The organism is Aliiroseovarius sp. D2-2 (assembly GCF_055809455.1).
In genome coordinates this window covers 3,198,963-3,220,661 of the sequence record NZ_CM147913.1, presented here as the reverse complement: position 1 = coordinate 3,220,661, position 21,699 = coordinate 3,198,963, and the positions used below count along the sequence as shown (strand labels likewise).

The 21,699-nt window shown below is 55.3% G+C and carries 20 protein-coding genes, 2 tRNA genes and 1 pseudogene; 13 read left to right on the top strand and 10 right to left on the bottom strand.

All coding sequences use genetic code 11. From position 1 onward, the window contains the following. Positions 1 to 125 precede the first annotated feature (125 nt). Positions 126 to 806, top strand: coding sequence for a cyclic nucleotide-binding domain-containing protein (locus AC0L6A_RS15970; protein WP_473291379.1), 681 nt, complete (start codon positions 126 to 128; stop codon positions 804 to 806). 2 nt (positions 807 to 808) lie between these two features. Here the strand turns inward: AC0L6A_RS15970 and AC0L6A_RS15965 are convergent, their stop codons facing one another. Next, on the bottom strand, positions 809 to 1,321 hold the full coding sequence (locus AC0L6A_RS15965) for an acyloxyacyl hydrolase (RefSeq protein WP_473291378.1): 513 nt from the start codon (positions 1,319 to 1,321) through the stop codon (positions 809 to 811). A 144-nt stretch (positions 1,322 to 1,465) separates the two neighbouring features. Between AC0L6A_RS15965 and AC0L6A_RS15960 the strand changes: the two genes are divergently transcribed. Both AC0L6A_RS15960 and AC0L6A_RS15955 read left to right on the top strand, forming a co-directional pair. Further along, positions 1,466 to 1,542: transfer RNA gene (locus AC0L6A_RS15960), tRNA-Met, on the top strand. A gap of 215 nt (positions 1,543 to 1,757) precedes the next feature. Then, a complete protein-coding gene (locus AC0L6A_RS15955) occupies positions 1,758 to 3,641 on the top strand; it encodes an SLC13 family permease (RefSeq protein WP_473291376.1) in 1,884 nt (627 codons plus the stop codon). Positions 3,642 to 3,734: 93 nt separating this feature from the next. Here the strand turns inward: AC0L6A_RS15955 and AC0L6A_RS15950 are convergent, their stop codons facing one another. Then, the gene (locus AC0L6A_RS15950) at positions 3,735 to 4,652 is read right to left on the bottom strand and encodes a zinc-ribbon domain-containing protein (RefSeq protein ID WP_473291375.1); all 918 of its coding nucleotides are present in this window, start codon (positions 4,650 to 4,652) and stop codon (positions 3,735 to 3,737) included. Positions 4,653 to 4,761: 109 nt separating this feature from the next. Here AC0L6A_RS15950 and AC0L6A_RS15945 point away from each other — a divergent pair, with 109 nt between their 5' ends. The 4 genes from AC0L6A_RS15945 to AC0L6A_RS15930 are packed head-to-tail and all read left to right on the top strand — an operon-like array spanning position 4,762 to position 7,677. Further along, on the top strand, positions 4,762 to 5,436 hold the full coding sequence (locus AC0L6A_RS15945; protein ID WP_473291374.1) for a cell division ATP-binding protein FtsE: 675 nt from the start codon (positions 4,762 to 4,764) through the stop codon (positions 5,434 to 5,436). Next, entirely contained in the window at positions 5,433 to 6,338 is a 906-nt protein-coding gene (locus AC0L6A_RS15940) for a cell division protein FtsX (protein ID WP_473291372.1), read from the top strand. The genes AC0L6A_RS15945 and AC0L6A_RS15940 overlap by 4 nt, the downstream gene beginning before the upstream one ends. After that, complete coding sequence (locus AC0L6A_RS15935) at positions 6,338 to 7,072, top strand: lysophospholipid acyltransferase family protein (RefSeq protein WP_473291371.1); 735 nt, start codon at positions 6,338 to 6,340, stop codon at positions 7,070 to 7,072. The genes AC0L6A_RS15940 and AC0L6A_RS15935 overlap by 1 nt, the downstream gene beginning before the upstream one ends. Beyond that, positions 7,072 to 7,677 carry a pyridoxamine 5'-phosphate oxidase family protein gene (locus AC0L6A_RS15930; protein WP_473291369.1) on the top strand — a complete coding sequence of 202 codons (606 nt, stop codon included), beginning with the start codon at positions 7,072 to 7,074 and terminating at the stop codon, positions 7,675 to 7,677. The genes AC0L6A_RS15935 and AC0L6A_RS15930 overlap by 1 nt, the downstream gene beginning before the upstream one ends. Before the next feature lie 3 nt (positions 7,678 to 7,680). Here AC0L6A_RS15930 and AC0L6A_RS15925 read toward each other — a convergent pair whose 3' ends face one another. From AC0L6A_RS15925 to AC0L6A_RS15910, 4 genes and pseudogenes are all read right to left on the bottom strand, one after another. Beyond that, positions 7,681 to 8,016, bottom strand: a complete 336-nt coding sequence (locus AC0L6A_RS15925) for a carboxymuconolactone decarboxylase family protein (protein ID WP_473291367.1) — start codon at positions 8,014 to 8,016, stop codon at positions 7,681 to 7,683. Between the two features lie 87 nt (positions 8,017 to 8,103). Further along, positions 8,104 to 9,069 carry an acetyl-CoA carboxylase carboxyltransferase subunit alpha gene (locus AC0L6A_RS15920; protein ID WP_473291365.1) on the bottom strand — a complete coding sequence of 322 codons (966 nt, stop codon included), beginning with the start codon at positions 9,067 to 9,069 and terminating at the stop codon, positions 8,104 to 8,106. Between the two features lie 204 nt (positions 9,070 to 9,273). Further along, on the bottom strand, positions 9,274 to 9,699 hold the full coding sequence (locus tag AC0L6A_RS15915) for a hypothetical protein (RefSeq protein WP_473291363.1): 426 nt from the start codon (positions 9,697 to 9,699) through the stop codon (positions 9,274 to 9,276). 166 nt (positions 9,700 to 9,865) lie between these two features. Then, positions 9,866 to 10,826, bottom strand: a pseudogene (locus AC0L6A_RS15910) (L-malyl-CoA/beta-methylmalyl-CoA lyase). Between the two features lie 271 nt (positions 10,827 to 11,097). Here AC0L6A_RS15910 and dgcN point away from each other — a divergent pair. Next, entirely contained in the window at positions 11,098 to 12,099 is a 1,002-nt protein-coding gene (gene dgcN, locus AC0L6A_RS15905; protein WP_473291362.1) for an N-acetyltransferase DgcN, read from the top strand. Between the two features lie 57 nt (positions 12,100 to 12,156). Beyond that, positions 12,157 to 13,122, top strand: coding sequence for an N-acetyl-D-Glu racemase DgcA (gene dgcA / locus AC0L6A_RS15900; protein WP_473291361.1), 966 nt, complete (start codon positions 12,157 to 12,159; stop codon positions 13,120 to 13,122). A 2-nt stretch (positions 13,123 to 13,124) separates the two neighbouring features. Here dgcA and AC0L6A_RS15895 read toward each other — a convergent pair whose 3' ends face one another. Continuing rightward, positions 13,125 to 13,574 carry a DMT family transporter gene (locus AC0L6A_RS15895; protein WP_473291359.1) on the bottom strand — a complete coding sequence of 150 codons (450 nt, stop codon included), beginning with the start codon at positions 13,572 to 13,574 and terminating at the stop codon, positions 13,125 to 13,127. A gap of 101 nt (positions 13,575 to 13,675) precedes the next feature. Here AC0L6A_RS15895 and AC0L6A_RS15890 point away from each other — a divergent pair, with 101 nt between their 5' ends. Together AC0L6A_RS15890 and AC0L6A_RS15885 are read left to right on the top strand one after the other, a co-directional pair. Further along, positions 13,676 to 14,530, top strand: a complete 855-nt coding sequence (locus AC0L6A_RS15890; RefSeq protein WP_473291358.1) for a D-amino-acid transaminase — start codon at positions 13,676 to 13,678, stop codon at positions 14,528 to 14,530. A gap of 574 nt (positions 14,531 to 15,104) precedes the next feature. Beyond that, on the top strand, positions 15,105 to 16,028 hold the full coding sequence (locus tag AC0L6A_RS15885; RefSeq protein ID WP_473291356.1) for a DMT family transporter: 924 nt from the start codon (positions 15,105 to 15,107) through the stop codon (positions 16,026 to 16,028). Between the two features lie 137 nt (positions 16,029 to 16,165). Here the strand turns inward: AC0L6A_RS15885 and AC0L6A_RS15880 are convergent. The 3 genes from AC0L6A_RS15880 to AC0L6A_RS15870 form a co-directional block, all read right to left on the bottom strand. Further along, positions 16,166 to 16,242, bottom strand: a tRNA-Arg gene (locus tag AC0L6A_RS15880). Between the two features lie 124 nt (positions 16,243 to 16,366). Then, positions 16,367 to 17,446, bottom strand: coding sequence for a CaiB/BaiF CoA transferase family protein (locus AC0L6A_RS15875; RefSeq protein ID WP_473291354.1), 1,080 nt, complete (start codon positions 17,444 to 17,446; stop codon positions 16,367 to 16,369). A 13-nt stretch (positions 17,447 to 17,459) separates the two neighbouring features. Then, positions 17,460 to 18,617, bottom strand: coding sequence for an acyl-CoA dehydrogenase family protein (locus tag AC0L6A_RS15870; protein WP_473291353.1), 1,158 nt, complete (start codon positions 18,615 to 18,617; stop codon positions 17,460 to 17,462). Positions 18,618 to 18,829: 212 nt separating this feature from the next. On the opposite strand from AC0L6A_RS15870, the gene AC0L6A_RS15865 reads away from it, so the two are divergent. Together AC0L6A_RS15865 and AC0L6A_RS15860 are read left to right on the top strand one after the other, a co-directional pair. Next, complete coding sequence (locus tag AC0L6A_RS15865; RefSeq protein ID WP_473291351.1) at positions 18,830 to 20,953, top strand: YjbH domain-containing protein; 2,124 nt, start codon at positions 18,830 to 18,832, stop codon at positions 20,951 to 20,953. Between the two features lie 2 nt (positions 20,954 to 20,955). Next, complete coding sequence (locus tag AC0L6A_RS15860) at positions 20,956 to 21,696, top strand: YjbF family lipoprotein (protein WP_473291350.1); 741 nt, start codon at positions 20,956 to 20,958, stop codon at positions 21,694 to 21,696. The last annotated feature ends 3 nt before the right edge of the window (positions 21,697 to 21,699 follow it).

Below are 21,699 nucleotides of genomic sequence, written 5' to 3'. Positions count from 1 at the left end.
ACGTCCCCAATCAATGTTCTGGTGACGAGCAGTTCTCCTGAGTAATCTGTTGGAATAAGCCATCCTTGGAATGATCGCAAAGCAGGGTTTGACGCATCGTCCCTAGAGATAAGGAGCGTCCGTACATGTCGCCTGATGTCCTAGTTTTCGCCGCAGCGGCCACATTTGTTTTTGGCTATTTGATCATCAATCAGGTGATCCTGCGGGTGATGCTGTTGATCGGCACCGGTCTATACATTTGGTATTATGCCGTCGTGGCCGATACTCCTCTTTGGCCTGCAATATGGGCCAGTACTGCCACCGGAATGGCGAACCTGATTGGGTTGTCCAATCTGTTCATTAGGAGGTCCAGATGGATCCTTCCGAAGCGGGATATAGATCTCTATCCTTCGTTCAGCGCTCTCCCTCCTGGGGATTTTAGAAAACTAATGTTAATGGCGCGACGGGAAAATCACCCAAAGAACAAAGTGTTAACGACCGCAAGCGCGGAAGTTCCCGACCTGTACTATGTCATTTCTGGACTGGTGGATGTGCAAAAGCAGGGCAGCTGCTTTCATATGCGAAGCGGCAACTTTGTTGGTGAAGTCGCGTTTCTGACGAACGAAAAGGCTTCTGCAACGGTCGTTATGGCAGAGGAGGGCGAACTGTTGTGCTGGGATGTTAATCAGCTGAGAGCACGCGCGGCGCGGGACGTTAGATTTCGGTTGGCGTTGGATGCCATCATATCTCTCGACCTAGCGCGCAAAGTAGCAAAGGCAGGGGCGCCGAAGGCGACGGCGATGAACGACCTTGAGAATGCAGTGTGAAACTATCGCGCGTAGCGAAGTAGCAACGTCTCAAGTCCAGGATTCGGAACGGGGTGATTCAGATCTCCATTAGACCGGTGATCCAGCGACACACCAACCCGTTCTCCATTGTCCCGATAGTATCCAGCCTCGATCCCAGACCGGAACTCTAAGGGGTAGCCCAGAACGGGCCCTTCCTCTGATCGCATCCACCAGCCTGGCATGAAGCTCAGCTCGGCGTAGCCGGGACCTTGGGGCGTGCGAAACTCGTTTACCGCTCCAACGCCGACCCAAACATCTCCGAGAGTATCGAAGGACACTCCGACTGTTGGGCGGAAAGGGCCAAAGCTGATGGGGGCGTCGTAGCGATAGTAAGCTTCGCCGCCAATGGAATCGGCTTCAAAGATCAGCGCACCGGCCGAAGCGACATGGCGAACGGCCTCGATACTGGGTTTCACGCAGCCGCGGTCGCAGTGATTGACGAACATGTCGATCAACCCTGTCAGAAGAAACAAAACTGCAAGCGTGCCGTCCATGAAACCCTCGTGCGTTGCCAGAGACTTAGCGGAGGAGGAACCCAAAGTCACGCCCACCTCTTGCCGCCCGCATTTTGTGACGGTTTTTTTGCCGATTGCGCTTGTGGTTCCTAAATCATCGCCCTATATACGCTCTACTACTGGCGCGGGATGGAGCAGCCCGGTAGCTCGTCAGGCTCATAACCTGAAGGTCGTAGGTTCAAATCCTACTCCCGCAACCAAAATCAGCGATTTGTCGCTTTGATCAAAGCCCGCCACTATGGCGGGCTTTGTCGTTTTCCGGGGATAGATCATTGATGGTTGGGCAAGCAGCGTGGTGGCTTGGTTGCAATAGGTTGGTGTCCTGAGTGCGGATACATCGCTGTCGAATGCGTGCGAAATGACAAACCCTTCTAAAACTGGTACTTAAGGTTAAAAGAAGTGTGTGGGGAGCGGTTTGGAACAGGTTTTTTTTACGTTTGAGATGGGCGTTGTTTGCGCCTTGTTGGCATTCACAGTTTTTCTTTTTGTCTCGGAAATAGTCCGAATAGATCTGGCGGCCATTTTGGTTTTGGTCCTGCTGGGGATTCTTAGTTACCTGCCGCCATTGTCCAACCTTGCCAACGTAAACGAGCTGTTCAACGGGTTCGCTTCAAACGCTGTGATCTCAATCATTGCCGTTATGATCGTTGGGGCCGGGCTTGATAAAACCGGCATCATGAACAAAGTCGCTGCTACGATCATGAAGCGTGGCGGCTCGACCGAGGCGCGTATTCAGCCAATTGTTGCGGGCACAGTTGGGGTGATTTCCAGCTTTATGCAGAATGTTGGGGCTGCGGCATTGTTCCTTCCAGTGATCAGTCGAATTTCGACGCGTTCCGGGATCCCGATGAACCGCCTAGCGATGCCCATGGGTTTCTGTGCGATCTTGGGCGGGACGATGACCATGGTTGGGTCTTCCCCGCTGATCTTGTTGAATGATTTGCTGCAAACCGCGAACTCGACATTGCCAGAGCATCAGAAGATGGAGCCATTTGGCCTATTTTCTGTGACACCGATTGGGGCGGTGTTGGTCTTGTCCGGAATTCTGTACTTTCTTTTGCTTGGCCGCTGGGTGCTGCCGGGCGGGGGCGCAACCAGTGATGGCTCTGTCGGGCATGGGATGTCTGCCTATCTGAAACGCGTTTATGGGCTGAAGGCCGAGGTGTACGAGCTGGAGGTTCCTGAGGACAGTCCACTTGTTGGGCAGATTTTGGCAGACGTAAATCTGGACAATCATCTGTACATTATCTCCACCTTCTATCGCGGCAAGACCTCGATGGTGCAGGTGCTGACGGCTGAGATCGCAGCCCCCTGTCGCTTGGCCATTATCGGCCGGAAGATGGTGATTGACGCATTTGCCGAAAAATACGGCCTGAATGTGCTTCCACAGCTTGATGTCTTTGGAGAGGATTTTGCCCCCACAAATGCGGGTATAGCCGAGATCGTGATCCCCCCGGAATCCGACCTTATTGGGAAATCTCCGCGCGAGCTGCTTCTTCGGAAGAACTATGGCCTGTCGCTGCTGGCGATCCATCGTGGTGAAGAAACGTTAAGCCATGTTGAAACTGATGATCACATGCCGACCGCCATTGGTTTGGTCGAGTTTCAGGTGGGGGACATGCTTGTGTCCCACACGCGTTGGGACAATCTGACAAGGCTGAAGGATGATCGCAATCTGGTCATCATGACATCCGATTTCCCGCAAGAGGAGCTTCGTCCACACAAGGTTGGGTGGGCGATGCTATTTTTTGCGATATCTATTTCGATGATCTTGTTTACGGATGTTCGGCTGTCACTGTGTCTTCTGACGGGTGCCGTCGGGATGTTGCTGTCCCGCGTGCTGTCGATCGACGAAGCCTATCAGGCCGTTGGCTGGAACACCGTTTTCTTGCTGGCCTGTCTTATTCCGCTTGGTCAAGCTGTGCAAAACACCGGGACGGCGGAATGGATTGCTCAGGGCATCTTGGTGCTTCTTGATGGTTGGCCACTTTGGGCTTTGCAGGCTGGCATTGCCGTTTTGGCCACCGCATTTTCGCTGGTTATGTCCAATGTTGGTGCAACGGTGTTGCTGGTGCCATTGGCAGTTTCGATCGCCATAGCAGCGGGCGGTAATCCTGCGGTGTTCGCGCTGACTGTCGCTATTTCTACGTCGAACTCGTTCATCATCCCAACCCATCAGGTGAATGCGCTGATCATGGGTCCAGCTGGCTACAAGGTGAAGGATTTCATCAAGAGCGGCGGCATAATGACCGTTATCTTCATGCTGGTCTCGTTGCTAATGCTGAACTTGGTGTACTGACCCACAGCACTTATGGGTGGGTAGGGAACGGTACATAGAACATCCGTCGTGTCAGGCGACCAAATGTTCGTCCCTAATCTGAAATTGGACGTTTTAACCTTCTGAAGAGGTCGCCATGAGGGTGCGCATCTTTTCAATGGCCGATTGCATAGCGCCTTCAAGCCAAAGCCGGGCGCCATCACCCATGGTCGTGTATTGGTCCAATGCACCTTGTGCCTGTGGGAAGCGGGCAGAGATCATGGGGGCCAGCACATAGAGAGCAACCAAAAGCACTGCCAACAGCAGTGTCAGGCTGAACCCACGACGAAATCCGCTGCGGCCAGATGCCACTTCGGCGCCGGTTGGGCTTAAATCGATTTTTTCGTTTTCAGCTTCTGCTGGAGCGTCGAGGGTCGAATTGATTTCCTCAATATCAGGAAGCATATCGCGGCTTTTTAGTTCGCGTTCTGTGACTGCTTCTTCAGGAACTTCTTCCTCGGATTTCATGCGCTTGATGCGTTCAGAAAGCTCTTCTTCGACCTCTTGCGCGGCATCCAGACCAAGATCGGGCTGCGTTTCCAATCCAGTTTGATCCGCTTCGCGCGCGCGCAGCTCTTGCTGGGCTTCTTCTTGCAGGATCTGTTTGACGTCTTCGCTGACTTCTGTTCGCGGTGGGGTGACGGATGCAGCGACTGCTTCTTCTAGTTCTGAAGTGTCTTCGTCATCTTCCACCTCCGGCAACTCGGCCTCAGGTGCTTCAGGCGCGTCATCTACTAATTCGGGTTCTGGCTCTGGATCAGATGCAGCGGGGGCGGAAATTTCGACCTTGGGTTCCTGAGCATCATCATCAGATGGCGTCGATGGAGCTGGGGCCTGAAACCAGGTGTGACTACAATTCGAACATTGCACATCTCGACCCGTCTCGGGCATGACGCGATCATCAACTTCGTATTGAGCACCGCAATTGGGACAAACCAAACGCATTTTTTCCCGTTCCCCTAAAACTGGCAGGATATTCATTGCCTTATTCATGAGTAATATGAGCAAAGATGTTGTGAAAATCAAACACTCCTGTGTCGCACATTGAAACAATCGTCTAGCTGAGGCACAACTGGCGACAAGTAAGCACGAGGACATCAAATTGATCGAGCTGGAACAGGTCGCCTACGGGTATGGCACCGGGACACTATTGTCCGGTGTTTCAATGTCTTTGGCGCAAGGGTCTTTTCACTTTCTGACTGGTCCTTCAGGCGCAGGCAAAACCACCTTGATGAAGCTTTGTTATGGCGAACTGGTCGCCGAACAGGGGCATGTCGCGCTGTTTGGGCAGAATGTTCAGGCGATGGAGCGGGACGATATCGCCGAGATGCGCCGGCGCATTGGCGTTGTGCATCAGGATTGTCAGTTTTTGGATCATCTGAATTTGGCAGAAAACGTGATGCTTCCACTGACCGTTTCTGGCCGGTCGTTGCATGATCCGTCTGAGCTGCAAGACCTTTTGGCGTGGGTCGGACTTGAGCGACAGGCCGATGCTAAGCCGCCAGAATTGTCCGGGGGTGAACGTCAACGCGCGGCCTTGGCGCGGGCGGTTATCATGTCTCCGGATGTCATTCTTGCCGACGAGCCAACAGGTAACGTGGATTGGGAAATGTCGTTACGGCTTTTGCAGCTGTTGATCGAACTGAACCGCATGGGCAAGACAGTGGTGATCGCAACCCACGATATGAACTTGATCCGGTCTGCAAAATCGCATGTTCAGGCGCGTGTTCTTCGGATTTCGAACCATCAGATAACTCTGGCGGGGGCGGATCTATGAAGAGCTTCCTACCCACCCTGCTTCGGTTCCTGTCTGGCGATGCCCAAGCGGATCGCGTGGTTCCACCAACCGGATTCACAGCTCGCTTGACGGTGTTTGCTTCTGCGGCAATGGCGTTCCTTGCTGTGTTTGCCTTGGCGTTGTCTTTGGCAACAGGTCGGCTTGCTGATCGTTGGGGCGAGGCTTTGGCGAAAAGCGCGACAATTCGCATTTCTGCCCCGGCTGACCAGATGGACGCACAGCTTCTTGCCGTGACCGAAATTCTGGCCACAACACCGGGAGTGAAAGAAGCGCGACCATTGGGTGAGGAAGAGCAGCGCGCTTTGCTTGAACCTTGGTTCGGTCCAGATCTGCCGCTTGATCGCCTTCCAATCCCGCGACTGGTTGAGGTTATTGAGGATGATGAAGGGTTCGATGCTGACGGTCTTCGCGCCCGATTGGCTGGTGAAGCGCCGGGTGCCATTCTGGATGATCACGCGCGTTGGCGTGAGCCATTGGTGAAAGCGGCCAAACGGCTGAGATCTCTGGGCTGGCTGGCGATTGTGTTAATCACGACCCTTGCTGGCGTGGTTATCACACTCGCGGCCTCGGCTGCGTTGTCCGCCAACGAACAGGTCATTCGGGTTCTGCGTCTCATCGGCGCGCGCGACAGCTATATCGCGCATGCGTTCGTGCGCCGCTACACGCTGCGTGCACTAGCGGGCGCTGCTGTTGGTACGGTTCTGGGGGCGTTGGCTCTGTTTCTTCTACCATCTGCTGGCCAACAAGGCGGCTTCCTGACCGGGCTGGGCTTGCAGGGGTGGCAATGGCTGTGGCCATTCCTAATCCCGCCATTCGCAGCGTTGGTTGCTTTCGCAGCCACCCGTCAGGCAGCATTGACCGTCTTGCAGGAGAAACGCTGATGCGCCACGCATTTCAATGGCTAAGGTCACTTCTGTTCATCACTCAGATGTACATCATGTTGCCAATCGTTGGTTTCGTGGGTGTCCCGCTTGTGTGGATCAAACGCGATAACGCGTTCAAGGTGATCCACTTCTATTGCAATTGGGTCCGTTGGACTGCGTCTTGGATGATCGGCCTGAAAAGCGAGATCCGGGGCGAGGTGCCAACAGGCGAGGTTTTGGTCGCTGCAAAACACCAGTCTTTCTTCGATATCCTGCTGCTGGCATCCGTCCTACCGCGTTTGAAGTTCATTTATAAAAGCCAACTGAAATGGGCGCCGATTATCAATATATACGCCGTTTACACAAACTCGGTGCCAGTTAACCGTGGCAAGAAGGGCGCTGCGATGAAGCAGATGGTTGCCGCTGTGAAAGATGGACAAACGGAACCGGGGCAGCTTGTGATCTTCCCTCAGGGCACGCGCGTCGCTGCCGGGGCAAAGAAGAACTACAAGGTTGGGATCGGCGTGCTTTACAATGAAACTGGTCTACCGGTTGTTCCGGCATCAACCAATGTCGGTGTGTTCTGGAAGCGTCATGGCATCATGCGCCACCCTGGCCTTGCTGTGCTCGAATTTCACGATCCGATCGAACCAGGGTTTGAGGTGGAACCCTTCATGGTGAAGGTGGAAGCCGCTGTTGAAACAGGCTCGAATACCCTGATGGAAGAAGCCGGGCTGAAACTGGAGAGCTAATGGATTTCATCGAAAGTGAAGCCGCGCTTGAGGCGCTTTACGGCACGCCCGGAGAGGCGTCTTTGGTCAAGGTCGCAGATCGACTGACGCCCACCTATCGGTCTTGGATTATGGCGTCGCGTTTCTGTGTTCTTACGACGATTGGACCAGAGGGCACCGATGGCAGCCCACGCGGAGATGATGGTCCCGTGGTGCTTGAATTGGATGAACATCACTTGGCGATGCCGGATTGGCGCGGCAATGAACGCATCGACAGTTTGCGCAATATCGTGCGCGACCCCCGTGTTTCATTGATGTTTATGGTGCCGGGGTCCAACAATGTCGTGCGTGTGAATGGTGAAGCAAAGCTTACCGCTGATCCCGATCTATGCGCCCGGTTCGAGAAAACTGGGAAACAGCCCCGGACCGTGGCTGTTATCCGTATCCACGAAATCTATTCCCAATGTGCCCGCGCCATCATGCGCTCTGGTATTTGGAGTGCCGGCGACGAAAGTATAGGCCTGCCCAGTGTAGGCGACATGTTGAAAGAGATGACGTCTGGCACATTTGACGGCGCAAGCTATGACAAGGAATGGCCCCAGAGGGCGAAAGCCACGTTTTGGTAGCCGTCAGGCGCTGAACTGCGCATAGGCGTCACGTGCCTTGGCGCTGTATGCCAATGACGGGCCGCCGCCCATATAGGTCGCCATGGCAAGGGCCTCGTTTAATTCGTCCAGCGTGGTGCCCAGACGGACAAGGGATCGAACGTGGAAGCCAATGCAGCTGTCGCACCGGGTCGAGATGGCGATGCCAAGAGCAATCAGTTCCTTGGTTTTCTCGCTCAGCGCGCCGTCGGTCTTTGCGGCGGTCCCCATCTGGCCGAAACCCTTCATCGTGTTGGGTACGTCCTTGGCGAGATGTCCAATATTGCGTTCGGTTTCTGCAAGAAATGCTTTCCAATCCACGGGGAACCCTCCTGATATGTGGTTCCTGTGAATATTGTGGACGAAGGCCGGGCTTCCAACCCGTCCCACGAAAGCGTGATCTGGTCTTTAAGCCGCCAGACCCTTCGATCCCATCTTCAGGAACTTCTCGCGACGCTCTTTCAAAAGCTTGTCGCCTTTTTGGCGTTTCATCAGCTTTTTCAACTCGGCCTCGATGGCGCCGCCAACGGCAGAAATCGCTTCGTCGCGACCGCGCTGTGCGCCACCCATGGGTTCCGGAATAATCTGGTCGATCACGCCAAGCTGCTTCAGGTCCTGAGCCGTCAGGCGCAATGCTTCGGCCGCTTCGCGCATCTTCTCGGCATCTTTCCACAGGATCGACGCACAGCCCTCGGGCGAGATCACGGAGTAGATTGAATGTTCAAGCATCATGACCGAATTGGCCGTCGCAAGCGCAACCGCGCCGCCCGATCCGCCTTCGCCAATGATCACCGAAACCACCGGGGATTTCACGTTCAAGCAGCGTTCGGTGGACCGCGCAATCGCCTCGGACTGGCCGCGTTCTTCTGCCCCTTTGCCGGGATAGGCACCGGGGGTGTCGACAATCATCACAATGGGAAGACCAAAGCGATCGGCCAAATCCATCAATCGGATCGCCTTGCGGTAACCTTCCGGGCGGGCCATGCCAAAGTTGCGTTCGATCCGCGTCTTTGTGTCGTGGCCTTTTTCCTGGCCCATAACGACAACAGGGATGTCGCCGATCCGGCCTAATCCACCCATGACAGCATGGTCGTCAGCAAAGTTCCGGTCACCCGCAAGCGGAGTGTATTCTGTGAACAATGCTTTGATGTAGTCACGGCAATGTGGACGATCGGGGTGACGCGCGACTTGGCATTTGCGCCACGGTGTCAGGCCCTCGTAAAGCTCTTTCAGAAGTTTCTCGGCCTTTGCATCAAGCGCCTGTGCCTCGCCTTCCACATCCATCTCTTCGTTGTTACGCGCCAGCGCGCGCAGTTCTTCGGCTTTGCCTTCGATTTCGGCCAGCGGTTTTTCAAACTCGAGATAATTGGTCATAAGTCAGCCTGATTGCATGTCGTTCAGAACTATATGCCGTTTGACGCGCGGTATTACAACTGCTGCTCTATTTCTGAAAGCGGCAACCGGGCAAGATTTTTGCGTTTCGTTTGTCGCAATAGGCTCACACCAAAGCAAAAGGGACTTCATGCGACTTTGGTCTAAGTGAGGATGTGGCGGGCTGTTAGGCCCACCACAACAATCTTAACCGGTTGCCATCGCGATGAGTTTCGCGAATTGATCTTCGCTTAGTACGCTGCGCCAGTGATCGGTGCAGTTAGACCGCATCATCACCAGTTTAACTTCGTTTGCGCCGATCTTGTCAGCTATGGCCTGGCGATCTTCAGTCGATTGACCTTCGATGATAGCTTGCCGTAGGGATGCGCGCAGTTCGACGGTCTCGGTTTCCAGCGCTTTGCGTTTGGCCGGCATTGTCGAAATCCAGTTTTTGACATCAGCGCGCTGATCTTCATTCAGTTCCAGAACATCCATGTTCTTTGCCAAGATCCCAGTCAGCTGAATAACAGGCCGCGAAAGACCAGTTTCGGCTGGGTTGGACGGCTGCATTTGCGCCATCCCAGCCCCCGAAAGGCCGAGGGTAAGGGCGGTAGCGATTAGAAGCGGTTTCATCAATGAACCTTTCAGATTGGGATGCGTCCCCAATAGGCCTCGTCATGACCCACCGCCAATTTATCGTCGACTGAGGTTTTGCCCATGCGACCGGATGCCCTGCGACAGTCTGTTCCAACGAAAAAGGCCCCGCAATTTGCGGGGCCAGTCGGAGTGTGTCCTTCGTTCAGTGTCCGGCGATCAGCTCGGACTGAGCGACAATTACCTCGGCCTGTTTGATCGACGCGATGTCGACAAGGCGGCCTTTGTAGACGGTTGCGCCCTCGCCGTTGGCTTTGGCTTGTTCCATCGCGGCTAGAATCTCGCGGGCTTCAGCAACGGCTTCTTCAGAGGGCGTGAAAACCTCGTTCGCCAGCGCGATTTGTTTCGGGTGGATGGCCCATTTGCCGACCATACCCAACGTGGCCGAACGCTTGGCCTGTGCGATGTAGCCTTCGTCATCCGAGAAGTCGCCGAAAGGTCCGTCGACAGGCAGGATGCCATGTGTGCGGCAGGCGGCGACGATGGCGGCCTGTGCCCAGTGCCACGGGTCGGACCAGTGCTTTTCACCTTCGCGCATCATGTAATAGTTTTCCTGCGTGCCACCGATGCCGGTGGTCTGCATGCCCATCGATGCTGCGAAGTCAGCGGCGCCAAGCGACATGGCCTGCAGGCGCGGGCTGGAGGCTGCGATAGCTTCCACATGTGCAATACCTGCTGCGGATTCGATGATGACTTCGAAGCTAACAGGTTTGGTGCGACCTTTGGCTTGCTCGATCGCGGTGACCAGCGCATCCACGGCATAGACGTCTTCAGCGCAACCCACTTTCGGGATCATGATCTGGTCGATGCGGTCCCCGGCCTGTTCCAGCAGGTCCACGACATCGCGATACCAATAAGGCGTATCAAGGCTGTTGATCCGCACTGACATGTACTTGTTGCCCCAGTCGATGGTGTTCAGGGCCTCGATGATATTGGCGCGGGCCACGTCTTTGTCAGATGGCGCGACTGAGTTTTCGAGAATCCAAGTTGATCACGTCAGCAGCAGAAGCCGCCATTTTCGGGAAGAGCTTGGTGTTTGAGCCCGGGCCAAACAGCTGGCAGCGGTTTGGGCGAGACGGGGCGGCGGGTTGCAGTCGGAAGGACATGGCGGGCCTTTCGGTAAGGATGTTGCGATTTCTTAGCTGCAATCGTTATTAAATTGCCGCGCCGCCCGCAAGGTTATTTTGCAGTTGCAGCATATCGGACGATTCCGAGGGATTTGCCAAAGTGTGTCGAAGAATTTCGCGTGATATCGTCAAACTGTCGTAGCTTCTTGCCTATCTGTCGTGTTTTCGGGGGATTTCGCAAAGATTTGCACCACATAATCGTGAAAATGCTCCGAAGGATCTCCAACATTTTATCGAAAGGGCCACGGCCATGATCAAGACACCGTATCTTTTGTTCCTGGGCGACGCGCCCGATCAACTGGCCGCAAAAGTGGCCATTGGAATCCGTGATTGGCGTCCGGAAAACGCCGTGGGACAGTTCCGCATGGAAGGCTGTGGCGCGGATCTTGGCCTGACCGACATGTCCCTGCAGGAAGCTAAAGCTGCTGGCGCCAAAACGCTGGTGGTTGGCGTGGCGAACCGGGGTGGTGTGATCTCGAAAGAATGGAAGAAGGTTTTGGTGATGGCGCTGGAGGAAGGGTTCGACCTCGCCTCGGGTCTTCATAACCTTCTGCGCGATGAACCCGATTTGGTGGCCGTCGCCGAAGCGACCGGGCAGGAGTTGCACGACGTGCGCATCCCGGAAGTCGAATACCCAATTGCCAATGGCAAAACGCGCACCGGCAAGCGGTGTCTGGCTGTCGGGACCGATTGTTCCGTCGGCAAAATGTACACTGCGCTGTGCATGGATGCCGAAATGCGCGAGCGTGGCATGAAATCGACCTTCCGTGCCACCGGTCAGACTGGCATCCTGATCACCGGTGATGGCGTGCCTTTGGACGCAGTGATTGCTGATTTCATGGCTGGTTCGGTCGAATATCTGACCCCCGACAATGATGAAGATCACTGGGATCACATCGAAGGACAGGGATCACTGTTCCACGTGTCGTATTCAGGTGTGACCATGGCGCTGATCCATGGCGGCCAGCCAGATGCGCTGATCCTTGCCCACGAGCCGACCCGTGAACACATGCGTGGTTTGCCGGAGTATCAGCAGCCCGGGCTGGTAGCGTTGCGCGATACTGCGTTGACGCTGGCGAAGGTGGCAAATCCGGCCTGTCAGGTGATCGGTATTTCGGTGAACACGCAGCATTTGTCGGATGACGACGCGAAGGCTTATTTGGCCAAAGTCGAAGCCGATATGGGCCTGCCGACCACGGACCCGTTCCGTTATGGCGCGGGCAAACTGGTGGATGCGTTGGCCGCCGTGTAAGACTAGACAAGGCTGGGTCCACCCGGCCTTTCATTTCACGTTACGAAAGAGGCTCCCGTGCAGCTATCCGTCACCGCAGATGTTTTCAAACTGGCGCAGGTCTTCACGATCTCGCGCGGCTCGCGCACTGAAGCCAAAGTTCTGACCGTGCGCGTTCAGGATGGTGATCATGCGGGTTGGGGCGAATGTGTGCCCTATGCGCGCTATGACGAAACGCTTGAAAGCGTGACGGACGAGATCATGGGCTTGCCCGGCGACATCACGCGCGATGCGCTTTATGATCTGTTGCCTGCAGGGGCTGCACGCAATGCGGTGGATTGCGCGCTTTGGGACCTAGAGGCAAAGAAAGCGGGCAAACGGGTTTGGGAGCTGGCAGGTTTGAGCGCGCCGGGACCCGAGATCACCGCCTACACGCTGTCACTGGCGGAACCCGCCGAGATGCAGGCACAAGCCGCAAAAAACGCACATCGTCCGCTGCTGAAGATCAAGCTGGGCACGCCCGATGACATGCAGCGACTAGAAGCGGTGCGCGCCGGTGCCCCCAAATCCCGTATCATCGTGGATGCCAACGAAGGCTGGTCCGCCGAGGTATACGCCGAACTTGCCCCGCATCTGGTGCGGCTGGGCGTTGGGCTGGTGGAACAGCCGTTGCCTGCGGGCGAGGATGAAGCGCTTATCGGGATGGAACGCCCGGTGCCGGTTTGTGCTGATGAAAGCTGTCATGACCGCACGAGCCTTCCCAAACTGAAGGGCAAATATGATGTGGTGAACATCAAGCTCGACAAAACTGGCGGGCTGACCGAGGCGCTGGCGCTGCGCACGGCTGCGTTGGCTGAAGGTTATGATGTAATGGTCGGCTGTATGGTTGGTTCATCCCTTGCGATGGCGCCCGCTACGTTGGTCGCCCAAGGGGTCATGGTCACCGATCTGGACGGGCCGCTGTTGCTGGCCGAGGACCGGGATACTCCGCTTCAGTTTGACGACGCGGGCGTTCACCCGCCCAAGGCCGCGCTTTGGGGCTGATGTCAGCCGCGCCCGGCGATCTGGGTCAGAAAGACGCCCAGCCCCATGACCGTAATCCCTGCTACGCGCCAGAAGGTAAGCGGAGTGACTTGCGCGCCGAACAGACCGTAATGGTCAATTGCGGCTGCCGCGATCAACTGTCCGATCAGCACGAAGAACACCGCATTTCCGACGCCGAAACTGGGTGCGACCCAAGTGATGGTCAGCACGTAAAACGCAACCAGACAGCCCGCGAGAAACAGATGTGGTGGCGATCCGGTAGCGGTTTTCAGCGACGCGCCCGACATCAAGAACACGATGACAGTGGTCAAAAGCGCCACCATGAACAGGATCACACCGGCCGCAATTGGCGACCCCATGCGCTGCCCCAAAGCGGCGTTCAGGGCGGCCAGAACCGGTATGCCGATCCCGGCGGTCAGCATGATGGCGGCGGATTGTGTGGCGCTGGGCATGGGGATTCCTTTGACTCTGGCGTCGGTATTTGTATCAACAGCCCAACAGGAAACGCCGCGCGGGTCAAATGCCCCGTAGCGTCACATCAAGGAGACCTCAAATGACCCGCACCGTATACGTGAACGGAGAGTTCTTGCCCGAGACCGAGGCGAGCGTTTCAATCTTTGACCGTGGGTTCCTGTTTGCGGACGCGGTGTACGAGGTGACCAGCGTTCTGAACGGAAAGCTGATCGACTTTGAAGGTCATGTTGTACGTCTGGCGCGTTCGCTGAACGAGTTGGGTATCGAGAACCCCATTTCGAAAGAAGACTTGTTGGAAGTGCACCGCGAACTGGTGCGGGTGAACGAAATCGACGAGGGTCTGGTCTATCTGCAAATCTCGCGCGGGGCCGACAGCGACCGTGATTTCGTGTTCCCGGACCCCGAGAAGGTGAAGCCGACTGTTGTGCTGTTCACCCAGAACAAGCCCGGTCTGGCCGCGACTGTGAAGTCGATGAAGGTGATTTCGATCGACGATATCCGCTGGGGTCGTCGCGATATCAAGACGGTTCAGTTGCTCTACCCGTCGATGGGTAAGATGATGGCCAAAGCTGCCGGTGCGGATGACGCGTGGCTGATCGAAGATGGCTATGTGACCGAAGGCACATCGAACAACGTCTATATCGTGAAAGGCGGCAAGATCATCACCCGCGGCCTGTCCAATGACATCCTGCACGGCATCACCCGTGCGGCCGTTCTGCGCTTTGCTGAAGAAGCCCAGATGGAGATCGAAGAACGGAACTTCACCATCGAAGAAGCACAAAACGCGGACGAGGCATTCTTCACCTCAGCCTCGGCCTTCGTGATGCCAGTGGTCGAGATTGACGGCCATGCGCTGGGCGGTGGTGCGCCGGGCAAAGTAGCGCTTCGTTTGCGCGAGATTTATTTGGATGAGAGTCTTAAAGCAGCGGTTTGATCTGAAATCGATACAGACACTTAAGGGGGCCGCATCAGTGGCCCTTTTCTTTATGAGGGCGTTTGGGAGGCTCGTCAGGCGTGCAATCAACTCCGGCGATTTTGGTGCTCCGAACTTCCCCAAACGCCAGGCGCAATGCACCTCAACCTTTCGCGGCGAAATATCACGTCAGCGAGCAATCCTGTTGGCTTCTGCCTGCGAGCCGTGCCAACCCCATTGACTTAAATCGCACTCGCTCCCTCAGACCTTTGCCGGGAGCAGGTTTTGAAGACGAGCTACTACAGGCTTAGCCCAAAACCAACTCTGACCGGCTAAGCTATTGGTCAAAAAGGAACGGCTCTGCCGCGGCGGGCCGAACGTTGTATCGTATCACAAAAATGGTGTAGAGCGTCGCGCACCATTGACTCGATGCTGCGGTTTTTCTGAAACTGATCAGTGGGCCGCGCCACGCAATACTGACCCAAACGTCAAGTATTCTGACCCAGACCGACCTTTCGCCTCTGCAATCGCCAAGGGGCAAGTCGCGGGAGGAAACGGTCCTTGGCGGATGCTAGGTCTGTGATACCTCTCTGACATGACAGTTTCTCTTTCAGATGCGAAGAAACTGAACTCCAGACAAACAATGGCAGCACTTGGTGTACTATTTGCGTCGGTCTGTTTTGGCATCGTTCCGTATTTCAGCAGAAATTTGACCGACCAAGGACTTGTCCCACATGCAGTCGCTTTTTACCGATATGTCATTGCCGCAGTGATCCTCTTCCCTGCGTTTCTGAGCCAGCTGAAAGCGTGGCGTGAACTCGTCTGGGGTTTATGCGCGGGTGCCGCAATGGGTTTGGGCTGGATCGGATATGTGACAGCAGTCGAGACGATATCCGCGTCAACTGTTGGTGTGCTCTACATGACCTACCCCGTATTCACCGTAGTTATCGCGTGGACACTATTTTCCGAAACGCCATCACACCGAGCTTTGATTGCTTCTAGTTTGATCATTTTGGCTGCCGTTATTGCGGGCAATCCGTCTGCGATTCCATCTAACCAGTTGGCTACGCTGGCTATTTCTCTGGCGGCCCCTTTAGGGTTCGGGTTTGGCATATACGTGCTTGTTCATCGCCTTTCGCGAATACCCCCGCTTGCAAGGATCGCTTCAGTTTCATTGGAATCCGTATTGGCACTGGCACCCCTTGTGGCAAGCTCGACATCGGCCGATATTCTGCCCAAAGATTTTGACACATGGATGTTGATTTTGGGAATTGCGGTCTTGTCCGCTCTCGTCCCGCAGTTGATTTACACCGTAAGCTCGCCAATCATCGGAGCGTCGCGCACTGCAGTTATCGGGAGTGTCGAACTTCCGACGATGTTCTTCGTCAGCATGTTTGCATTCGGAGAAACCCTAACCTTTTCTCAACTCATTGCCTGTGCGCTAGTCGTCATAGCAATTATAGTTACACGAAGCCGCGTCACACGAAACGTAACGACAAATATCGCCCGTACCCCTTAAGGCTTGTCTCGGTTTGACTGTCACGATGGGCTCGAACTGGACATTCGTTGCACATTTCACGAACGCCCGGTTCTTGCGGAAAAGGTCAACTTTTGACGCGAAGGTCAAATTCGCCTGACGTTCGACAAAATGGAAAATGGCGCTCTGGGGAGGATTCGAACCCCCGACCCCCTGATTCGTAGTCAGGTACTCTATCCAGCTGAGCTACCAGAGCGCGGTAGGCGGGGATGTAACTGGCCCGACGGGGGTTTGCAAGGGCGAAAGTTGACCTTTTTTCGAATTTGTCGACCTAATGGACCTCGCCAGAGGTGTTGCATTTTTTAGTAGCCCTGAAAGGGTCAGTTGGCCCAACGATCCAGTATGACGTGAAGGCTCTGCGGGGTCTGATCGCAACCAGCTTTGGTGTCTTCTGTGTGATCAGAAAGCTGAGGGGCAGGGGAGGGCTGGATCACACCATTCAGCTTGGTAAAGCTACTGCGCGCTGCATTGTGGGGGTGATCTGGTGCCTCTGCTAAGGACAAAACGGGTGCGCAGCATGCATCCGTTCCCTCAAGCAGCTCGGCCCATTCATCGCGTGTTTTTTCCCTGAACTTGGCACTGAACTTCGCGCGTAGATTTGGCCAAGAGTTGACATCATGCTGATCAGGAAGGTCAGCGTCTGCCAGCCCGATGCGTTCCAGAAGCTCGGCATAGAATTTCGCCTCAAGCGCGCCAACAGACATGTGACCGCCACAAGCACATTCATAGACCGTATAAAAGGGTGCGCCGCCATCCAGCAGGTTGGCTTCGCGTTCGTCCGCCCAGATGGCTGAGCCGTAGAGCGAATAGATCATTGCCATCAGATGCGCGGTGCCATCTGTGATGGCGGCATCTACCACCTGACCTTTCCCGGTTGTTTTCGCGGCGTGCAGTGCGGCCAGCATCCCTGCGACCAGATACATGCCACCACCACCGAAATCGCCAAGAAGATTTAGGGGCGGCACAGGATGTGCACCGCCTATGGCATGAAGCGCGCCAGTGATCGCGATGTAGTTGATGTCGTGCCCTGCAGATTGTGCCAGCGGACCGGTTTGGCCCCAGCCGGTCATGCGGCCGTAAATCAAAGCGGGATTTTCTGGAAAGTCCTCTGGCCCCAGCCCCAAACGCTCCATCACCCCGGGGCGCATGCCTTCGATCAGCATGTCGGCGCGCGTGATCAGATCATGAGCGCGCTTAAGATCTGCGCTGTCCTTAAGGTCCAGTTCGACATAGCCGCGCCCACGGTTCAGAACATCCACCGTTTGCGGGATAAGTGGCTTAAGGTTCGGGCGCTGGATGCGCACAACATCCGCACCCATATCGGCCAGCCACATGGCGGCAAAGGGAGTAGGGCCAAGCCCTTGTATTTCTACAACTTTCAATCCATCGAGTGGGCGCATCAAGGGCTCCGTTTTAGGTGTCGATCGAACGCGCGATCAGCTCTTTCATAATCTCGTTTGTGCCACCATAGATCATCTGCACGCGGGCGTCCGCATAGAGACGGGCAATAGGGTATTCAGTCATATAGCCATACCCTCCGAACAACTGCAGGCATTCGTGCATAATCTCGTTCTGCACTTCACTGCCCCAGTACTTCGCCATGGATGCCGTCGGAGCGTCGAGCGTCCCGGCGATCAGCTGTGCGATGCAATCATTCACGAAGCTGCGCAGCACCTCGGCTTTGGTTTTGCATTCGGCCAGCTTGAAGCGGGTGTTCTGAAAATCCATCACGCGCTGGCCGAAGGCTTTGCGTTCTTGCGTGTAGGCGATGGTCTGTTCCAGGGCGAAATCGATGGCGCCCAACGCCTGAATGGCAATCAAAAGGCGCTCCCACGGAAGCTGTTTCATCAGTTGATAGAAGCCTTGCCCCTCTTCACTGCCCAATAGGTTGGTCAGCGGTACCTTTACGTCTTGGTAAAAAAGCTCGGACGTATCGTTGGCTTTCATGCCCAGTTTCTTAAGGTTCTTCCCGCGCTGAAATCCCTCACACTGATCGGGTTCAACAACGATCAGCGAGACACCCTTGGAGCCTGCATCTGGATCCGTCTTGCAAACCGTGATGACCAGATCTGCGGCCTGTCCATTGGTGATGAAGATTTTAGAGCCATTGATCTTGTATTGGTTCCCATCTTTCTCAGCGCGCGTTTTCACAGCCTGAAGATCAGATCCTGTACCCGGTTCCGTCATCGCAATCGCGCCCACGATGTCACCTGATGCAAGCCCCGGCAGCCAACGCGCCTTCTGTTCCTCAGTGCCATAAGCGGTGATGTAGTGGATCACGATCGACTGGATGCCATAGCCCCATCCGCAATCCCCGGTGCGGGTTTGTTCATATATTACAACGCTTTCGAAGCCCATATCGCCGCCGGCGCCGCCGTGCTCGTCCGGGATAGCGCCACCCATGATGCCGGCTTGACCTGCCGTGCGCCAAAAATCGCGATCCACAATGCCCTGATCCACCCAACGTTCGATGTTGGGACTAAGTTCGTCTGCAAAGAAACGATTGGTCATATCAGCAAACATGCGGTGTTCGTCGCTGATCCAGCTGGCCGAGGGCGAAAACAGGCTCATATTGGGCTCCGATTTAGGTGTTTTTCAAACTATACGCGGGTCTCATGGCAATCGGACTGGTAACGTGGCGTTACACGGGTTAAGCCGACGCAAGGGAACGTGTGTATTTGCGCGACAATGCCCCACAAACCGCCGATGCGGATATGTTTTTCGTGCGTTGTATGTACGGATCACGTATTGAGATTGAAAAAAGACGTTAGACGGAGATTGCGGTGACTACTGCACGGGTGGATTATCTCAAATATGCGGTGCTTGGCCTGTTGGGTTCAACAGCAACACCTGCGATGGCGCAGCTCGGAACCGAGACGACAAGCTACACGCTGTTCGGTACGCCGGGTTTGATTCTTATGCCGACCGCCGAAGTTGCGGAAGACAGCGAATTGGCCTTTTCGTATTCTCAATTTGGCCCAAACGCGAACGGCACACTGAGCTTTCAGGTACTGCCACGGCTGACCGGTAGTTTTCGCTATACAAAGCTGGACAACTACTGGGTCAGTGGACCCCTACGTGGTCAGGATTTCTTCGATCGTAGTTTCGATTTGCAGTACCGAGTGCTGAACGAATCCAAATATCTTCCGGCCGTGTCGGTCGGTGTCCGCGACTTTATTGGCACCGGTGTCTACTCGAGCGAATACGTCGTTGCGACGAAAAGCTTTGGCGACAAGCTTCGTGTGCATGGCGGCTTGGGCTGGGGACGCTTGGCGTCGCACAATCCCATTGGTCGGATCGGAGACGCGCGCCCGGATTTTGACGTAGGCAATGGTGGCAATCTGAACTTCGGTCAATGGTTTCGCGGGGATTTCGCCCCGTTTGCCGGTCTTAGCTACAAAGTAAACGACAAGCTTACCTTCAAGGCCGAGTATTCATCGGATGCGTTCGTAAAGGAAACCGAACGCGGCACCATGGAATACAATTCACCCTTCAACTTCGGGGTCGACTATGAACTGTCCCCCGCTTTCCACCTGAATGCGTCTTATGTTGCCGGCAGCACTTTCGGCGCAGGTTTGACCATTCGCCTGAACCCTCGCAATCCGCAGGCGCGTTCAGGCAATGAAAGGGCACCGCTGCCCGTCAAGCCACGCCCAGCACGCACGGGTTCGGCGGCCTGGAGCACCGATTGGGTGTCAACGCCCGAGGATCAGGCCAGCATTCGTAAAGTCGTTTCCGACGCTCTGGGCAAGGAAGGCATCCGCTTGAAATCCCTTTCGCTGGGCGCAACGCGGGCCGAGTTGAAAATCGATAATAAGCGCTACAACTCGCAACCGCAGGCTATCGGACGCACCGCACGTGTTCTGACACACGCATTGCCGCCGTCGGTCGAAACTTTCAAAATCACGCTCACACAAAACGGCATTCCTTTGTCCACGGTCACAATGCGCCGCAGTGACATTGAAAAGCTGGAACACGCACCCGCGATTGATATTTACGAACGCGTAACGATCGACGAAGCCACGCCGAACTCGCTGAAAAATTCAGACCTTCCTAACTATGACACGCGGTTTACTTGGGCGCTGGCACCTTACATGGCGATCAGCTTCTTTGATCCGTCCAGCCCGGTACGTGGCGACTTCGGTCTGCGCTTTAGTGCGAAGTATGAACTTGCACCGAATATCATTCTGTCAGGTGCCATTCAGAAAAGCATCTGGGGCAACTTGGATGATGATCAACATTTGGACACATCTGTTCTGCCGCATGTGCGGACCGATGGAGCGCTTTACGCTCAACAGGGTGACCCCGCAATCGAGCATCTGACCGCATCTTGGTACGAACGTCCGGGCAAGAACCTCTACAGCCGTGTCACTATTGGTTACTTGGAAAAGATGTTTGGCGGTGTTTCTGCAGAAGTGCTGTGGAAGCCTGTTGATAGCCCCTTGGCACTTGGCGCTGAAGTCGCATGGGTTAAACAACGTGACTATGATCAGCTGTTCGGCTTTCGTGACTACGATGTCGTGACGGGTCATGTTTCTGCTTACTATGACTTTGGCAATGGCTTCTCGACGCGCGTCGACGCAGGTCGTTATCTTGCCGGGGACTACGGCGCGACATTCTCGGTCGACCGGACCTTTGCGAACGGCTGGAAAGTCGGTGGTTACTTCACCAAGACAAATGTTTCGGCCGAAGATTTCGGCGAAGGCTCATTCGACAAAGGGATTCGCATCTCGATCCCATTTGAGTGGGCGCTAGGCACACCATCGAAAAGTGAATCAGCTGCAGAACTGCGGTCCCTTGAACGTGATGGTGGTGCACGCCTGAATGTCGATGGACGCCTGTTTGATTGGGTCGAAGAAGGTCACGGCGATGCCTATGCTGGCCGCTGGGGCAAGTTCTGGAGGTAACAGTGCTGGGTTTTAATCTGAAATCGCCGCTCCGTGCGGTAGCTTTGGTGATGTGTGCGGCTGCAGGTCTTACAGCATGTGGATCTGACAATGACGAAATCGCGCTTTCGAAAGCGACGGCCGGTTTCTTGAAGCAGACCGGCAAGAAGATCACGTCCAAGGTAGCCGGAGGAGGTGGCGACGCAAAAGCTGCCACCGCTCAACCCGCGGCCGCAGCTGATCCAAATGCCCTGATTACCAATGCGCTTTCGGCCACGAAGGGCCCGATTGCGATTGTTGTTCGTCTGGATACCAACGCGGTTCTTGCTATGAACCCTGTGGGTCGGAACGGGGACTACGTAACTTGGGGCAGCGCGCCGGGGCAGGGGATCACTTATAAGCGTGGCGTGATGACAAACACCCGTGGCTTAGGTGAGGACCTGATGTCTTCACGTGTTGATACTGCGATTTCGGCAATCACTTCGCGACGCGATGCGGACTATTCGCGCGAGCATTTCTATCTTGGTGATTTGGGACAAACCAGTCAGTTGACACTTAACTGTTCGCTGCGCCGTTCAGGCACCGAAAAAGTAGCAATTGGCGAGATCAATGCAAACGCTGTCATCATGAAAGAAAACTGCCGCAAGGACGGGATTGCATTCACCAATATCTATTGGGTGGATGGGGCTGGCCGCGTGTTGAAATCCAGCCAATGGGTTGGGCAGCGCATGGGCAGCTTGGCAATTCAAAACCTGCGCATGTAACCG

Coding starts and splice junctions, on each gene's coding strand:
- AC0L6A_RS15970 (WP_473291379.1), top strand. CDS start 126: ATGTCGCCTGATGTCCTAGTTTTCGCCGCAGCGGCCACATTTGTTTTT.
- AC0L6A_RS15965 (WP_473291378.1), bottom strand. CDS start 1,321: ATGGACGGCACGCTTGCAGTTTTGTTTCTTCTGACAGGGTTGATCGAC.
- AC0L6A_RS15950 (WP_473291375.1), bottom strand. CDS start 4,652: ATGAATAAGGCAATGAATATCCTGCCAGTTTTAGGGGAACGGGAAAAA.
- AC0L6A_RS15940 (WP_473291372.1), top strand. CDS start 5,433: ATGAAGAGCTTCCTACCCACCCTGCTTCGGTTCCTGTCTGGCGATGCC.
- AC0L6A_RS15935 (WP_473291371.1), top strand. CDS start 6,338: ATGCGCCACGCATTTCAATGGCTAAGGTCACTTCTGTTCATCACTCAG.
- AC0L6A_RS15930 (WP_473291369.1), top strand. CDS start 7,072: ATGGATTTCATCGAAAGTGAAGCCGCGCTTGAGGCGCTTTACGGCACG.
- AC0L6A_RS15920 (WP_473291365.1), bottom strand. CDS start 9,069: ATGACCAATTATCTCGAGTTTGAAAAACCGCTGGCCGAAATCGAAGGC.
- AC0L6A_RS15915 (WP_473291363.1), bottom strand. CDS start 9,699: ATGAAACCGCTTCTAATCGCTACCGCCCTTACCCTCGGCCTTTCGGGG.
- dgcN (WP_473291362.1), top strand. CDS start 11,098: ATGATCAAGACACCGTATCTTTTGTTCCTGGGCGACGCGCCCGATCAA.
- AC0L6A_RS15895 (WP_473291359.1), bottom strand. CDS start 13,574: ATGCCCAGCGCCACACAATCCGCCGCCATCATGCTGACCGCCGGGATC.
- AC0L6A_RS15890 (WP_473291358.1), top strand. CDS start 13,676: ATGACCCGCACCGTATACGTGAACGGAGAGTTCTTGCCCGAGACCGAG.
- AC0L6A_RS15885 (WP_473291356.1), top strand. CDS start 15,105: ATGACAGTTTCTCTTTCAGATGCGAAGAAACTGAACTCCAGACAAACA.
- AC0L6A_RS15875 (WP_473291354.1), bottom strand. CDS start 17,446: ATGCGCCCACTCGATGGATTGAAAGTTGTAGAAATACAAGGGCTTGGC.
- AC0L6A_RS15870 (WP_473291353.1), bottom strand. CDS start 18,617: ATGAGCCTGTTTTCGCCCTCGGCCAGCTGGATCAGCGACGAACACCGC.